Source organism: Ferruginibacter sp. (assembly GCF_031430955.1).
Lineage (GTDB): Bacteria > Bacteroidota > Bacteroidia > Chitinophagales > Chitinophagaceae > Ferruginibacter.
The window spans coordinates 1-12,772 of record NZ_JANPCM010000507.1 but is presented as its reverse complement, the minus strand read 5'-3'; the positions used below and the strand labels follow the sequence as shown (position 1 = coordinate 12,772).

The following is a 12,772-nucleotide window of genomic DNA, read 5'->3' as shown; positions in this document are numbered from 1 at the left end:
CTGAAGTAGCCAATGTGCACTACAGGGAATATTTATACTGGCTGGAAAATACATTTTCAGGTGACACAACTATAATGTCTAAGGCACTTCCCGATACTTTAGTATGGCGTGAAGAGCTGGCTTACAATGAGCCTTATGTGGAATATTATTTCCGTTTTCATTCTTACTATTATTATCCTGTGGTAGGTGTAACCTGGCAGCAGGCACATGATTTTTGTATTTGGAGATCGGACAGGGTTAATGAACTTAACTTAATGAAAGGTGGCTATTTGAAAAAAGATGCTGCTAAAAAAGAAATGAAAGGTGCTGGTGCTGATGCCTTTAATACTGAAACTTACTTAATGTCGCCGGATTTAATACAAAGCCGCAGCAAACCAAAAAAATCTGATTTAAAAGATGTTAATGGTAAACCACGTGGTACCGTACGCATGGATGATGGTATTTTAAACATGGGCTACCGTTTACCTACAGAAGCAGAATGGGAATATGCGGCTTATGGCATTTATGCTCAAAACCCATCGCCCCGTAAAAAAGAAGGCAAAAGTGGTGAGGAATTGTTAAGCAACCAGCAAATATATTCATGGAGCAATAACCCTAATGGATTACGTGATAACCGCCGTGGAAGCTGGCAGGGTAAATTTTTGGCCAACTTTAAACGTGGTAGTGGTGATAACATGGGTGTTGCCGGAGGTCTAAATGACCGTGCCGCAATACCTGGTAATGTAAAATCATTTTATCCCAATGCATTTGGTTTATATAACATGAGTGGTAACGTTAGTGAGTGGGTAGGTGATGTGTACAGACCATTAACCCCAACTGATGGACAGGATTTTAACTATTTCCGTGGTAATAAATTCCAGAAGTATTATAAAAATTCTGCCGGGGAATATGCTAAAGACAGTGTTGGCGGTGTTGAAATTAACCGTTTAAAGAAAGTTGACATTTCTGATGAAGATGTAAAAAACCGCAGCAACTATCAAAAAAATAATGTTATTAATTACTTAGATGGTGACTCTGCAAGTGGTGTTTATTACGGATACGGCGTATCTTCTCTTATAAACGATCAGTCGAGAGTAATTAAAGGGGGCAGCTGGAACGACAGGCCTTATTGGTTATCACCTGGCTCACGCCGTTTTATGCAGGAAGATCAGGGTGCAAGCACAGTAGGTTTCCGTTGTGCACAAACATACCTTGGCCCGCCGGAAGGCCCTGGCTTTAAAGAAGGTAATATTTTTGGCAGCCGCAAACAAAATTCAAGAAAAAAGAAAAAATAATTTTGTTATAAATAAATTGAACCCTCCTGATAAAATTTCAGGAGGGTTTTTTATTTCATTTATTAACAGCTTCTATAGTATTTTTGAAGCATGCAAATTGAAGAACTGTATAAAATATTTTTAGCACACCCGTCTGTACAAACAGATACGAGGAAAATAAAAGGAGGCGATTTATTTTTTGCATTAAAAGGTCCCAACTTTAATGGTAATTTTTTTGCACAAAAAGCTTTGGATGCTGGCGCAGCATTTGTTATTGCTGATGAAGTAACCGGTGTGGATGATGCCAGAATAATTACAGTTGATGATGTATTGACAACTTTGCAATTATTAGCAAAGCGCCATCGCCGGCAATTTAAAATACCTTTTGTTGCCATTACCGGAAGCAATGGTAAGACAACCACAAAAGAATTACTGCACGAAGTTTTAAACACTACTTATAAAACATACACTACAGAAGGGAATTTAAATAACCATATTGGTATTCCCCTTACCATTTTAAAAATTAAAGCTGATGCTAAAATTGCTTTGATTGAAATGGGTGCCAATCATTTAAAAGAAATTGAAAGCTATTGCCAGTTTACCTTACCCACTCATGGCTTAATTACCAATTGCGGCAAAGCACACTTAGAAGGTTTTGGCGGCATAGAAGGTGTAAGAAAAGGTAAAGGAGAATTGTTTGATTATTTAAGAGCTAACAATGGTGCTGCTTTTATTATGGCCGATTATGATTATTTAAAAGAAATGAGTAAAGGCATTACAACCATAAAAACTTACGGTACTGTAAATGCTGACATTACCGGCGGTATAAAAAGCAGCAAATATTTTTTAGAAGTAGCAATAACAAAAGGTGCTGCTATAGATACCATTAAAACACAGCTGGTAGGCGAATATAATTTACCCAATATACTGGCAGCCGTTGCCGTGGGTAAATATTTTAATGCAGCTGATGAAAAAATAAAATCAGCATTGGAAAACTACACCCCTACCAACAGCCGTTCACAACTTTTAGAAAAAGAAAGCAATAAAATTATCCTGGATGCTTATAACGCCAACCCCACCAGTATGAAAGCAGCAATAGAAAATTTTGCAAAAATGGAAGGCAATAAAAAAATATTATTACTGGGCGGCATGATGGAATTGGGTAATGAGAGTATTAAAGAACACCAATCCATAATTTCTGTTATTGATAATTACAAATGGAGCGCTGTAGTTTTAGTGGGTGGCGATTACCATAAAGTAAATCATCGCTATATTAATTTTGAAAATAGTTTACAGGCAAAAGAATGGTACAGCCAGCAAAATATACAACATGCTCAAATTTTAATAAAAGGGAGCAGAAGTATGCAGATGGAAAAGGTGCTGGAGTAATTTAAAAAAATAAAAAAGGGTTTCAGTAAATTAACTAAAACCCTTTTTAAATAATTTCAATGGGACCTGATTATATGGTTTTTGCTCAATGATTAAAAAGTATAACGAATACCTAAGCCTCCCCAGTTACCAGAAAAACCTCTGCCGGTTCCAAACTCAAAAGACGGTTGCCAATCTAAAGAAAGATTTAAAGGCGCTTTATTAATTTTATAATCTAAACCCAACACGCCATCTATACCTGCAAAAGTGCCATCGCCATCTTTGTATTTACTATTGTAAAAACCTAAGTGTGCTCCAGGGCCAACATACCATTTTAAACCTGGCGCACCATCAATATCGAAATGAATTTCATACAAACCTGTAATTCTTGTACCCCTGTTCCAAAAATAGGCTATGCCCTCCAGTGCCCTGTTTTGTTTTACAAAATGTTTAAGTGTAATGCCGGCACCATCAAAAACTTTTACACCCAAAGCTGTGGTGTAGGTTCTTCCCATGCTTTGTGCCTGTGTGCCAGAAACAGCAATAAAAAAAATTACTGCAATTAATAAAATCATCTTTTTCATACAAGTTATCATTAAGGTTACTTAATTAATTTCTTAATTAATTGAAGGCCATGCCGTTTAATTCCATCGGAATTTTTTGCCACAGCATTGGCAACCGTTAGCTCAATAATTGTACCAAAAAAACGTTTAAAAATATTTGTTGACTTGCCTACTAATAATTTTTTAGATAAAACACCTACCCCTAATCCTATTGATGTATCAACCACCTGGTTGGTAATATCTGGAGTATCAAGAATTTTATTGAAAGTACTTTTTATTAAATTTACAGGCTTTAAGCTTTCATAGGTTCGGTGAAACTCTTCTACCAGTATAAATTTTTTTTCTTCCTGCTGGGCCTGCAGCATTGTAATGGCTTGTTTTAGCTGAATGGCGTTATTAATTTCCATAAAATTTAATTAAGCATTTTTTTTACCAGCATATCATTTAAAGGTTTTTTTATCCACTTACTTCTAAAGGCATAAAGCAAAACTGCCAGTATAATGTAAAAGCCGCTTACTAAAAAAAAGCCGTAGTGCATTTTCCCTAACATATCTCCAACCCAAATGGCTATGCCAATATTTAAAATGAGTACTATTAAGCTTACAATAAGTGCTATTGCAAATCTTGATGCTATTGATGAAGTAACATCAGATGTTGTGTTAACAGCCTGCAGCTTTAATAACTCCATTCTTGTTTCCAGGTAGTCGCCCGTTTTTTCAAATAAGGCTTCCAGTGAATTGGTTTGATTGTCCATTACATATAATTTTAGGTAAAATGACTACGGCTTGATAATTTTAAGACAAGGCATGCTTTGCTTCGCTTTTAAAAGCATTCACTTTTTCTTTACCACTATCTAATAATTTTCCGGCTTCATCCTTCCCTTCTTCATACTGGCTGGCCATATCATCTACCAGTTCGTTCATTTTACTTTTAAATTTACTTTTTAAATCGTTTCCCTTTTCAGAAAGTTTTTTTCTTGTTTCTGTGCCCTTATCCGGAGCAAATAACACACCTAATACAGCACCTGCAGCGGCGCCTAACAATACGCCTGCTAATAATTTTCCTGAGTTCATAATTTTAAAGTTTAATAATTATTAAATAATTGATTGTACCTAACTGTAAACTAAAATACTGCCAAAATTACTTGTGGTGAAAAAAATATATCAATACAGTATTAAACAGTGTTTTGATATTGCATTACTGTTACAGTGCATTATCTGTTATAAAATTTTTGTGTACAAATTTCTACACATAGGGGAAATACAGGTATTTTTTAGAACGTTTTTTAACTCAATATTTAACGGCCCGTTATAAATTAATATGGCACTATTATTACTGTGGTACTATACAAAATTAACGTTACATGAAAAAACTATCCCTTGCATTTGACCTGTCTTTAATTTGCTTGCTATTTGGCAGCTGCAGTGCTATTGAAGGAATTTTTAAAGCTGGCTTTTGGTCGGGCATAATTTTGGTTGCAGTAATAATAATTGCAATAATTGTTGGTGTAACCACCATTTTTAAAAAGAAGCAATAATTAAAAAGCCATCCAGTTAGATTAACGGATGGCTTTTATTTACCTGCTTATTTTGTGCGTTTTATTTTAAATATCTTCTTAAAGTCCATGCAATGGTTTCATGTTCCTGCATTAAGCCGGTTAAAAAATCGGCTGTACCCTTATCTTTAAATTTATCGTCGCAATCATCTATATTTTTACGCAGTGCTTTAATAACGGTTTCATGGTCTGCTAAAAGCTCTTTTATCATACTGGTTTGATCGGGGTATTTACCCGGTGCTTCTTTTAATTTAGTTAGTTGTAAAAATTCCTCTAAAGTACCAATAGTAGACGTACCAAATTTATTTATACGTTCAGCTATTTCATCAATAGCTTCTTCCAGCTTATTATACTGGCTTTCAAAAAGTTTATGCAGCTCCATGAAGCTCTGGCCATTTACATTCCAGTGAAATTTTCTTGTTTTTGTGTACAGCATAAATGAATCTGCCAGTACAGCAGACAGCATTGCAGTTACATCTTTTAAGTTTTTGTCGCTTAGTCCAATATTAGGTTTCATTTGTTTTTATTTATTTTGAAATTTTTTACATGTTAAAAACGCAGGGAATTCAGTAACCTTATTTTCATAAATGCTGATTGTAATGCAAATAACTGGCAGGTAATAATTTCTTTTAAATTTTTATAGGGAAGATATTCCTGCAATACATCATCATACATTTTTCTAAAATAATTTTCGCTGTTATTACACAATGCAATTATTTCGCCTCCCTTTGTTACCCCTGCCTGTTCATCTATACCGGCTTCAATCTGTTTCCACACATGATCGGTAAATTCTGTTGACCCACCAACATTAAATTGCTCCAGTTGTTTACTTATTTCTTTGGCGTATTGCTTACTCTCTACTGCCAATGCTATCATTGCGGTTTTTAAATTTGTATTATCAATTTCTTCAGCTACAGCATCAATACCCATATTAAACTGGCTGAGAAAAGATACCAGTATTTGTAACTTACAACGCAGCGTATAATTTACATTCTCTATAATATTTTGCATACGGTTAGTTTTGTATTTTAGCTTACATGCCTGTTTTACCGGTATATTCTTTTATGGTATTTAAAACGGTTCTGATGCCATTAACCTGCTGCTCTAATACCATTTTTACTTCGTAATTATTTTGTATTTGACTGATAGCAGCTGTATAATTTTCAAGTGCTGTTTCTTCGCCCTTTATACAGGCCTGAATAATTTTTTCTTTTTTTTCGAATTTAAAAGTTGCTTTTAAATCCATCCAGGTACGGTATAATAAACTTAATGTAAACTGATCTATTGAAGAGGAGAAATTAAACCTGTTAACCAGCTGGCGCAACTCATTACTGTAGCGGCTTTTTTGATAGGCAAAATTTTCAAACAATAAGGATAATACTTCGTCCTTAATTTTTTCAGCCGCATTTAAGTAGCCTTTTTTTGCATCATCCAGTATGGCAATAAGCCCGTGAATAGGCTGCCCTTCATTTTGATTGATATTTCTCATGGTAAAAAGTTATTTTTAATGAACTATTAATGATGTACAACATATATACCATAAAATTTTGGCCTGAAATTTACAGTACAAAACACTGTTACCTTAACAATTGTTTTGCCAGCGGGTATTATTTTCCACACCTCTATTCTTTATTATGATAAAAAATTTAACTGCCCTAAAAGAAAAAGCCTTCGATTTTAGAGTAAAGGCTGGCTATACTGCTGCATTTATTTTATTGCTTATTTCCTATATACTAACCTTGTACAGTAACTCTCAGTTAATGAAGCAAACAGAATGGGTAAACCATACCAATATTATTATGAAAAATCTTGAGGGTTTAGTTTCTGGAATGAAAGACGCTGAGACTGGGGTAAGGGGATATATCAATACAAAAGATACTATTTTTTTGACCCCGTATAAAAACAGCTTCCCGGTTGTAGATTCATTTTACCAGGCTCTAGAAAGAGATACAAAAAATATTGATTATCAGAAAAAATACCTTGATGTACTTAAAACGCTGATAGCAGAAAGATATTCCAAACTAATATTTGCAGTTGAAAAATTCCCACAAAATAATTACATAATCACCGATACTATCTTAAAGTCTTTTTATGAAGGCAAAGCTAAAATGGATATGATACGGTCCACTGTAAATGCCATGCAAAACCATGAAGAAAATTTACTTATATTCCGTACAAAAGAGTTAGAGACCAAATACAAAGCTTTAAACACTGTTGTAATAACTTCCATTGTGCTGGCATTGGTATTTGCATTGTTTGGCTATTATACTTATAAGAGAGAAAATACTGCCCGGCTGATAGCAGATAAAAAAGTAGGGGATTATCAAAAAGAATTAAATGAGCGTATTGTGGAATTAGATACCGCCAATAAAGAATTGATACTGATGAAACGAAGTGAAAAATTTGCAGCAACGGGCCGTATTGCCCGTACTATCGCACATGAAGTAAGGAACCCTTTAACCAACATTGGATTAGCCGTAGCGCAAATAAAAAGTGATATGCCTGCAGAGGATGATAACAGCAATATGCTTTTTGATATGGTGGAAAGAAACAGCAAACGTATTAACCAGCTTATTAGTGAACTGTTAAGTGCTACCCGTTTTGCCGAGTTAAGTTATGTTTCAATTTCAATAAACAATTTACTGGACGAGGCTTTGGATATGGCAAAAGACAGGATAGAATTGAATAAAATAAAAGTAGAAAAAAAATACAGCCGTGATATTTGCAATATTTCCGTAGACCCGGAAAAAGTAAAAATTGCTTTTTTAAATTTAATTGTAAATGCAATTGAAGCTATGGAACCCAATAAAGGTATTTTGCAAATACAAACTAAAGGAGAAAAAGATAAATGTGTGGTAGAACTTACTGATAACGGACATGGGATACCTGAAGGAGAATTGAATAATTTATTTGAACCTTACTTTACCACTAAGCCTAATGGTAATGGACTGGGCTTAACCAATACACACAATATTATTCTAAATCACAAAGGTTCCATTTATGTAAACAGTAAAAGCGGCCACGGTACCACGTTTGTAATTAAATTTGATTTTACTGTTCCAGCGTAGGTGGTTTTACAGGTGAAGGTGTTTTAAATTTATGACCAATGCTTTCTAATTTTAAATAGATTTTATTTTTTTTGCTCCCGGTAATATCGTCGCCCAGTAAAATACCCCACGGTTTTAAGCCTTCTACCCTGTCGGAAATTACTTTTAAAATAGCTATTGCCGGTATGGATAAAAACATGCCTGCAACACCCGCCAGTGCCCCGCCAATTAATACACCCAAAATAGTAATTAATGCATTTATTTTTACTTTAGAGCTTACCACTTTAGGCATAATGATATTGTTATCGATAAACTGCACTACAGTTAATATAACCACCACCCAAATTATATCACTTATATGTGTAGAAGTGGTAAGGGTAATAAGCATACAAAACACTGAGGCAATCAGCATCCCTATATAAGGGATCATATTAAGTATGGCCGACAGCACACCTAAAAATACAGCATACTCAATACCGGCAATAAAAAATCCAAGTGCATTAATAGCTGCTACAATTCCCATTTCAATTATCAACCCCGTCATATAGCCCTGCACAATCAATTTAGATTCCTGTAACACCTCAATTACTTTTGGCTCATGTTCGCTTTTAAAAAGCGCAATTAAAAACCTTTTTATCATGCTGCGGTAATACAATATTAAAAAACAGTACACAGGCAATAATACTATTAATAATATCCCCTGAGTAACCGATAAAAAAGTATTCCCTAACAAACCCGAGCCGGAATCTTTAATTTTTTCTGCAGCATTATCTATAATAGTGGTTTGCTCAGTTTTGGTAATATTAAACTGCTGTGTCATCCAGTGCTGTACTGTTTTTTCGTGTTCTGCTAAATGTTTTTTTATTGCCGGTATATCATTCATAAACCCCGCTATTTGAGAAGAAAGAAAATAAATAACTCCACCGGAAATAATAATAAAAAGTGCCAGAGAAAGAATTATGGCAAAAACCCTCGATATCCCTTTTCTTTCTAAATAATTATTTAAAGGAAGCAGTAACACGGCCAGTAAAATGGCAAATGCCAGGGGTACAATAATATCCTGTCCTATAAATATTATTAAACCAATTAAGGCTAACATTAATAAAATTAATGTTAGCCTTATATAAAATGGGTTTGATTTATTTATAACCATGCTTTATAAAAATTATTACCGCTCTCTGGTTAAACAAAAAACTGTTTATGCAGCATAGCAATTAAATAAAAAACAAAAACAGCAATTAAGCATTCCCCCTTATTACTTTTAATAACACGGCAACCACTGCTATTACTAATAAAATATGGATGATGCCCCCGGCATGATAACCCAAAAACCCAATTGCCCAGGCAATAACTAAGATAACAGCAATGATGTACAATAGATTTCCCATAAAAAAAATTTAAATGTTAATGAATAGAATACTTATTGTATTAAAAAACTTTGCCAAAGTTTTAAAACAACTAAACAAGCTGTAAAACTGTATTTAAAATATAAATACAGCCCTTTAACAATGTCAATCGGGAAATAATTCTACAATTGGGGGAAAAATTTAGTGACCGAGCTGTTCTACAGTTTGAAAAATAATATCACGGGAAAAAGGTTTTGCAATAAAAAAATCTGCCCCTTCTGCAAGCGCCTTTCGTCTGTCCAGAGGCGTATCGTAAGCCGTAATCATTACTATTTTTGTACCCGGGTTATTTTTTTTTATATCATTAATAAAATTAACCCCCATACCATCGGGAAGGTGGTTATCTAAAAAAATAATTTGAGGGGAATTTATTTTTAACGCAAGCCTGGCCTCACCGATAGAGTTTACATAGTTTGACTGTATGTTTTTATTGCGGAGTATCCCGCTTAATAAGTAGCAAATATCTATTTCGTCATCTATAATTAATGCCTTCACCATGATTTATTTAAAGCAGTTGTACCTATAAATATACAATTTACTTGTGGATGTTACCGTAAAGGTTGCAATTTTTTTGCCAGTTATAATTAAAAATTATTTAGATGAAATTTGCTTCGCCTGCCATCATTAGTAATATTATAGTAGATGATTTTCCCCAGGTGTGGAATTTTTTAAGCAACTTTTAATTTTACATGCATTGCATTATCCAAAAAAGAGTTAATTATAATTTTGGCAGGTTTTTTTCATTATAACTGGTAATAGCAGTTAATAATATAAAAAGTTCAGGTTTTGGTTTTGGAAACAAACGGGTTTACAATGTGGTAATTCCAAATTTGTAAACCTGTTTTTTTATCAGCAGTTTCTTTTAAACAATGCCTTAATAACTATTTGTATTTGTATCTTTATAAAAATAAAATTGCATGAAAAAAAAGATTTTAATAATTGATGACGATGCTGATATGTGTACACTGCTAAGCAGGTTTCTTACAAAAAACGGATACGAAGTTGATACCGCCCACTCAGGTAACAAAGGCATAGAAAAATTTATGGCCAGTTTCTTTGATATTGTTTTATGCGATTACAGGTTAGGGGATAAAAAAGACGGAAAAGATATTTTAATAGAAATAAAACAGCATAACCCTGCTACAATAGTGCTTATAATTACCGGTTACAGCGATATTAAAACAGCCGTAGATGTAATAAAAGCAGGCGCATATGATTATATTACTAAACCTTTGATACCCGATGAGGTATTGAATGTATTAAGCAAAGCACTTAATCAACCCAATACAGAAACACCCGCAGCTCCTTTTAAAGAAAATAAAACTGTTAGTGCATCATTTAACTCTGCACAGGAATTTTTAGAAGGGCAGGATGCTGCAACAAAGGATTTGTACAAACAAATTGACCTGGTGGCCCCAACAAACTTCAGTATTATACTGTATGGCGAAAGTGGTACAGGTAAAGAAGTAATTGCTAAAACCATTCATGAAAGGAGCAACAGAAAAGGGAAACCATTTATTGCCATGGATTGCGGTACATTATCTAAAGAACTTGCCGGAAGTGAATTATTCGGGCACATGAAAGGTTCTTTTACAGGGGCTTTAGCCGATAAAGAAGGACATTTTGAACTGGCCAATGGCGGCACACTTTTTTTAGATGAAGTGGTAAACTTATCGCCGGAAATTCAGGCATCACTATTAAGGGTTATACAGGAAAGAAAATTTAAACGTGTTGGCGGCAACAAAGAAATTGATGTTGACGTAAGAGTATTAGTAGCATCAAACGAAAATTTACAGGAGGCATACCGCAGGGGAAAATTCAGGGAAGACCTGTACCATCGTTTCAACGAATTTTCTATAAGCCTGCCTCCATTAAGAAACAGAAAAAATGACATCCCTTTGTTTGCTGATTTCTTCTTAAGTAAAACAATGGCGGAATTAAATAAAAAAATAGATGGTTTTGATAATGAAGTGTTAGATATGTTTATTAAATACAGCTGGCCTGGTAATTTAAGGGAATTTAGAAATGTAATAAGAAGATGTACTTTATTAACAAGCAGTGGCCGCATAACGGCTGCTTCATTACCGCACGAAATTAGTAACAGCAGTTTAAATCAAACACCGTCATCAACAGCTGCCGCAGAACCGCAAAAAATTTCACTTGATTTAAAAGATTCTGCTTCAAAAGCGGAGTATGAAACTATTATGCATGTCTTAAAAGAAGTAAATTTTAATAAAACCAAAGCTGCAGAAATACTTAAGATAGACCGCAAAACTTTATACAATAAAATTAAGGGCTACGAAGACGCTCAGCTCTAAAAAATTATTGTTTTTTAATTTCCTCGTCGGTAACAGGCTTAGAAAAAGCACTACCAATGCTTTGCATTAAACTCGATATGGGCCCTTCCATTTTATTTGTATTATCATCAAGCGAAGCATCATGCAGTAAATCTCCCATATTTAATGCCGCAGGCAAATACAATAAAATATTATTTTTTTGGTTGCTGAAAAAAAGTTTTACTTCTTTTACCCCTGCATCTGAAGATAAATTTTCTTTTACCACTTTTACAGCTTCGGTTGCTATTGCATTAATTTTTTCAACCGGATCAGCATTGGATTGTTTTGCATAAGCTGAAATTGTTTGTACAACTTCCTTTTTATTATCATCAAAAATTTTACCCACCCAGTTTGTGGAATTATTGCCCCGTAAAAATGCCGTGGCTCCCTCATCTGTTTGCACATATCTGTACAAAGCGGTAAGCACTGCCGGTATTGCAGCCTGGCTAAATTTATCTTCTGCCGGTGTTTTATCATCAAGTATTACCTGCTGTGTATTGGGGTCTATTTTTTGTAAAGCAGGATATCCTAAGTTTTGCTGAACAGTTTCTAAAAGATTAATTGACATAAAAAATAAATTTTATTTTTTTATAAAGTTATTATACAATTAATGTTTACAAAATCATGCCAATAAGTATTGTTGTAAATTGTATAATTGAAATTTTCACATTTTTTGGCATGTATTTAGACCATTTATTTTATTAATAATCTTTTAATCAAATACTGCATTATGATGACTACATTAAGCGGCGTTTTAGAACAACTGCGAATAAAAAAACAGGATAACGAATTTATTATTTCTGAAGAAGGTTTTAAAAGTTCTTCAGGAAAGGTATATCAACCCGATGATCTTAAAATTATTAAAACCTTTCGCTTTGAGGGAGACAGCGATCCATCTGACAATACCATTCTGTATTTAATAGAAGCCAATGATGGGTTAACAGGTTACAGTATTGATGCGTATGGTGCATACAGCAATCACGAAGAAGGCTGGTATGATGATTTTGTGAGAAAAATTCCGGTTGCAGAAAGAGAAGACCAGGAGATTTTTAAATAGTAATGCTAAAAATAGTACAACGTAAAAAACCTTCTTATCATGAAGGTTTTTCTTCTTTCATGCGGAGAGTAAGAGATTCGAACTCTTGATACCCTTTCGGGTATACACACTTTCCAGGCGTGCTCCTTCAACCACTCGGACAACTCTCCTTTTTTAAAGGAGGGCAAAAATACAGCATCAATCTTTA

17 protein-coding genes and 1 tRNA gene are annotated in these 12,772 nt (G+C 34.2%); 6 read left to right on the top strand and 12 right to left on the bottom strand.

Going from position 1 to position 12,772, the window contains the following annotated elements; genetic code table 11:
* On the top strand, positions 1 to 1,274 hold a 1,274-nt coding region (locus ACY65O_RS14285; protein ID WP_462221533.1), incomplete at its 5' end, for an SUMF1/EgtB/PvdO family nonheme iron enzyme.
* Between the two features lie 90 nt (positions 1,275 to 1,364).
* Positions 1,365 to 2,642: a UDP-N-acetylmuramoyl-tripeptide--D-alanyl-D-alanine ligase gene (locus ACY65O_RS14280; protein WP_462221532.1), complete on the top strand. Its 1,278-nt coding sequence runs from the start codon at positions 1,365 to 1,367 to the stop codon at positions 2,640 to 2,642.
* A gap of 92 nt (positions 2,643 to 2,734) precedes the next feature.
* Here the strand turns inward: ACY65O_RS14280 and ACY65O_RS14275 are convergent, their stop codons facing one another.
* Genes ACY65O_RS14275 through ACY65O_RS14260 form a run of 4 tightly spaced genes read right to left on the bottom strand, consistent with a single transcriptional unit; the run spans position 2,735 to position 4,257 of the window.
* Positions 2,735 to 3,205, bottom strand: coding sequence for a hypothetical protein (locus ACY65O_RS14275; RefSeq protein WP_462221531.1), 471 nt, complete (start codon positions 3,203 to 3,205; stop codon positions 2,735 to 2,737).
* A 17-nt stretch (positions 3,206 to 3,222) separates the two neighbouring features.
* The gene (locus ACY65O_RS14270) at positions 3,223 to 3,591 is read right to left on the bottom strand and encodes a hypothetical protein (RefSeq protein WP_462221530.1); all 369 of its coding nucleotides are present in this window, start codon (positions 3,589 to 3,591) and stop codon (positions 3,223 to 3,225) included.
* A 5-nt stretch (positions 3,592 to 3,596) separates the two neighbouring features.
* The gene (locus ACY65O_RS14265) at positions 3,597 to 3,938 is read right to left on the bottom strand and encodes a hypothetical protein (RefSeq protein ID WP_462221529.1); all 342 of its coding nucleotides are present in this window, start codon (positions 3,936 to 3,938) and stop codon (positions 3,597 to 3,599) included.
* Positions 3,939 to 3,978: 40 nt separating this feature from the next.
* On the bottom strand, positions 3,979 to 4,257 hold the full coding sequence (locus ACY65O_RS14260) for a YtxH domain-containing protein (protein ID WP_462221528.1): 279 nt from the start codon (positions 4,255 to 4,257) through the stop codon (positions 3,979 to 3,981).
* A 290-nt stretch (positions 4,258 to 4,547) separates the two neighbouring features.
* On the opposite strand from ACY65O_RS14260, the gene ACY65O_RS14255 reads away from it, so the two are divergent.
* Positions 4,548 to 4,721 carry a hypothetical protein gene (locus ACY65O_RS14255; RefSeq protein WP_462221527.1) on the top strand — a complete coding sequence of 58 codons (174 nt, stop codon included), beginning with the start codon at positions 4,548 to 4,550 and terminating at the stop codon, positions 4,719 to 4,721.
* A 61-nt stretch (positions 4,722 to 4,782) separates the two neighbouring features.
* Here ACY65O_RS14255 and ACY65O_RS14250 read toward each other — a convergent pair whose 3' ends face one another.
* Genes ACY65O_RS14250 through ACY65O_RS14240 form a run of 3 tightly spaced genes read right to left on the bottom strand, consistent with a single transcriptional unit; the run spans position 4,783 to position 6,228 of the window.
* Positions 4,783 to 5,256 carry a Dps family protein gene (locus ACY65O_RS14250; protein ID WP_462221526.1) on the bottom strand — a complete coding sequence of 158 codons (474 nt, stop codon included), beginning with the start codon at positions 5,254 to 5,256 and terminating at the stop codon, positions 4,783 to 4,785.
* A 32-nt stretch (positions 5,257 to 5,288) separates the two neighbouring features.
* Positions 5,289 to 5,750 carry a hypothetical protein gene (locus ACY65O_RS14245; protein WP_462221525.1) on the bottom strand — a complete coding sequence of 154 codons (462 nt, stop codon included), beginning with the start codon at positions 5,748 to 5,750 and terminating at the stop codon, positions 5,289 to 5,291.
* A gap of 22 nt (positions 5,751 to 5,772) precedes the next feature.
* Positions 5,773 to 6,228 carry a PA2169 family four-helix-bundle protein gene (locus tag ACY65O_RS14240; RefSeq protein ID WP_462221524.1) on the bottom strand — a complete coding sequence of 152 codons (456 nt, stop codon included), beginning with the start codon at positions 6,226 to 6,228 and terminating at the stop codon, positions 5,773 to 5,775.
* Positions 6,229 to 6,373: 145 nt separating this feature from the next.
* Between ACY65O_RS14240 and ACY65O_RS14235 the strand changes: the two genes are divergently transcribed.
* Positions 6,374 to 7,807: an ATP-binding protein gene (locus ACY65O_RS14235; RefSeq protein ID WP_462221523.1), complete on the top strand. Its 1,434-nt coding sequence runs from the start codon at positions 6,374 to 6,376 to the stop codon at positions 7,805 to 7,807.
* Here ACY65O_RS14235 and ACY65O_RS14230 read toward each other — a convergent pair.
* The 3 genes from ACY65O_RS14230 to ACY65O_RS14220 all read right to left on the bottom strand — a co-directional run bounded on the left by ACY65O_RS14230 (position 7,791) and on the right by ACY65O_RS14220 (position 9,690).
* The gene (locus ACY65O_RS14230) at positions 7,791 to 8,885 is read right to left on the bottom strand and encodes an AI-2E family transporter (protein ID WP_462221522.1); all 1,095 of its coding nucleotides are present in this window, start codon (positions 8,883 to 8,885) and stop codon (positions 7,791 to 7,793) included. The two genes, ACY65O_RS14235 and ACY65O_RS14230, sit on opposite strands and share 17 nt — an antisense overlap.
* Positions 8,886 to 9,024: 139 nt before the next feature.
* On the bottom strand, positions 9,025 to 9,174 hold the full coding sequence (locus ACY65O_RS14225) for a lmo0937 family membrane protein (protein ID WP_462221521.1): 150 nt from the start codon (positions 9,172 to 9,174) through the stop codon (positions 9,025 to 9,027).
* A 159-nt stretch (positions 9,175 to 9,333) separates the two neighbouring features.
* A complete protein-coding gene (locus tag ACY65O_RS14220; RefSeq protein ID WP_462221520.1) occupies positions 9,334 to 9,690 on the bottom strand; it encodes a response regulator in 357 nt (118 codons plus the stop codon).
* A gap of 419 nt (positions 9,691 to 10,109) precedes the next feature.
* Here ACY65O_RS14220 and ACY65O_RS14215 point away from each other — a divergent pair, with 419 nt between their 5' ends.
* On the top strand, positions 10,110 to 11,510 hold the full coding sequence (locus ACY65O_RS14215) for a sigma-54-dependent transcriptional regulator (protein WP_462221519.1): 1,401 nt from the start codon (positions 10,110 to 10,112) through the stop codon (positions 11,508 to 11,510).
* Positions 11,511 to 11,514: 4 nt separating this feature from the next.
* Here ACY65O_RS14215 and ACY65O_RS14210 read toward each other — a convergent pair whose 3' ends face one another.
* Positions 11,515 to 12,096: a hypothetical protein gene (locus ACY65O_RS14210; RefSeq protein WP_462221518.1), complete on the bottom strand. Its 582-nt coding sequence runs from the start codon at positions 12,094 to 12,096 to the stop codon at positions 11,515 to 11,517.
* 162 nt (positions 12,097 to 12,258) lie between these two features.
* On the opposite strand from ACY65O_RS14210, the gene ACY65O_RS14205 reads away from it, so the two are divergent.
* Complete coding sequence (locus ACY65O_RS14205; RefSeq protein ID WP_462221517.1) at positions 12,259 to 12,585, top strand: hypothetical protein; 327 nt, start codon at positions 12,259 to 12,261, stop codon at positions 12,583 to 12,585.
* Between the two features lie 62 nt (positions 12,586 to 12,647).
* On the opposite strand, the gene ACY65O_RS14200 is transcribed toward ACY65O_RS14205, so the two are convergent.
* Positions 12,648 to 12,734, bottom strand: a tRNA-Ser gene (locus tag ACY65O_RS14200).
* Positions 12,735 to 12,772 lie beyond the last annotated feature (38 nt).

Coding starts and splice junctions, on each gene's coding strand:
- ACY65O_RS14230 (WP_462221522.1), bottom strand. CDS start 8,885: ATGTTAGCCTTAATTGGTTTAATAATATTTATAGGACAGGATATTATT.
- ACY65O_RS14250 (WP_462221526.1), bottom strand. CDS start 5,256: ATGAAACCTAATATTGGACTAAGCGACAAAAACTTAAAAGATGTAACT.
- ACY65O_RS14260 (WP_462221528.1), bottom strand. CDS start 4,257: ATGAACTCAGGAAAATTATTAGCAGGCGTATTGTTAGGCGCCGCTGCA.
- ACY65O_RS14265 (WP_462221529.1), bottom strand. CDS start 3,938: ATGGACAATCAAACCAATTCACTGGAAGCCTTATTTGAAAAAACGGGC.
- ACY65O_RS14245 (WP_462221525.1), bottom strand. CDS start 5,750: ATGCAAAATATTATAGAGAATGTAAATTATACGCTGCGTTGTAAGTTA.
- ACY65O_RS14205 (WP_462221517.1), top strand. CDS start 12,259: ATGATGACTACATTAAGCGGCGTTTTAGAACAACTGCGAATAAAAAAA.
- ACY65O_RS14225 (WP_462221521.1), bottom strand. CDS start 9,174: ATGGGAAATCTATTGTACATCATTGCTGTTATCTTAGTTATTGCCTGG.
- ACY65O_RS14220 (WP_462221520.1), bottom strand. CDS start 9,690: ATGGTGAAGGCATTAATTATAGATGACGAAATAGATATTTGCTACTTA.
- ACY65O_RS14215 (WP_462221519.1), top strand. CDS start 10,110: ATGAAAAAAAAGATTTTAATAATTGATGACGATGCTGATATGTGTACA.
- ACY65O_RS14280 (WP_462221532.1), top strand. CDS start 1,365: ATGCAAATTGAAGAACTGTATAAAATATTTTTAGCACACCCGTCTGTA.
- ACY65O_RS14210 (WP_462221518.1), bottom strand. CDS start 12,096: ATGTCAATTAATCTTTTAGAAACTGTTCAGCAAAACTTAGGATATCCT.
- ACY65O_RS14235 (WP_462221523.1), top strand. CDS start 6,374: ATGATAAAAAATTTAACTGCCCTAAAAGAAAAAGCCTTCGATTTTAGA.
- ACY65O_RS14275 (WP_462221531.1), bottom strand. CDS start 3,205: ATGAAAAAGATGATTTTATTAATTGCAGTAATTTTTTTTATTGCTGTT.
- ACY65O_RS14270 (WP_462221530.1), bottom strand. CDS start 3,591: ATGGAAATTAATAACGCCATTCAGCTAAAACAAGCCATTACAATGCTG.
- ACY65O_RS14240 (WP_462221524.1), bottom strand. CDS start 6,228: ATGAGAAATATCAATCAAAATGAAGGGCAGCCTATTCACGGGCTTATT.
- ACY65O_RS14255 (WP_462221527.1), top strand. CDS start 4,548: ATGAAAAAACTATCCCTTGCATTTGACCTGTCTTTAATTTGCTTGCTA.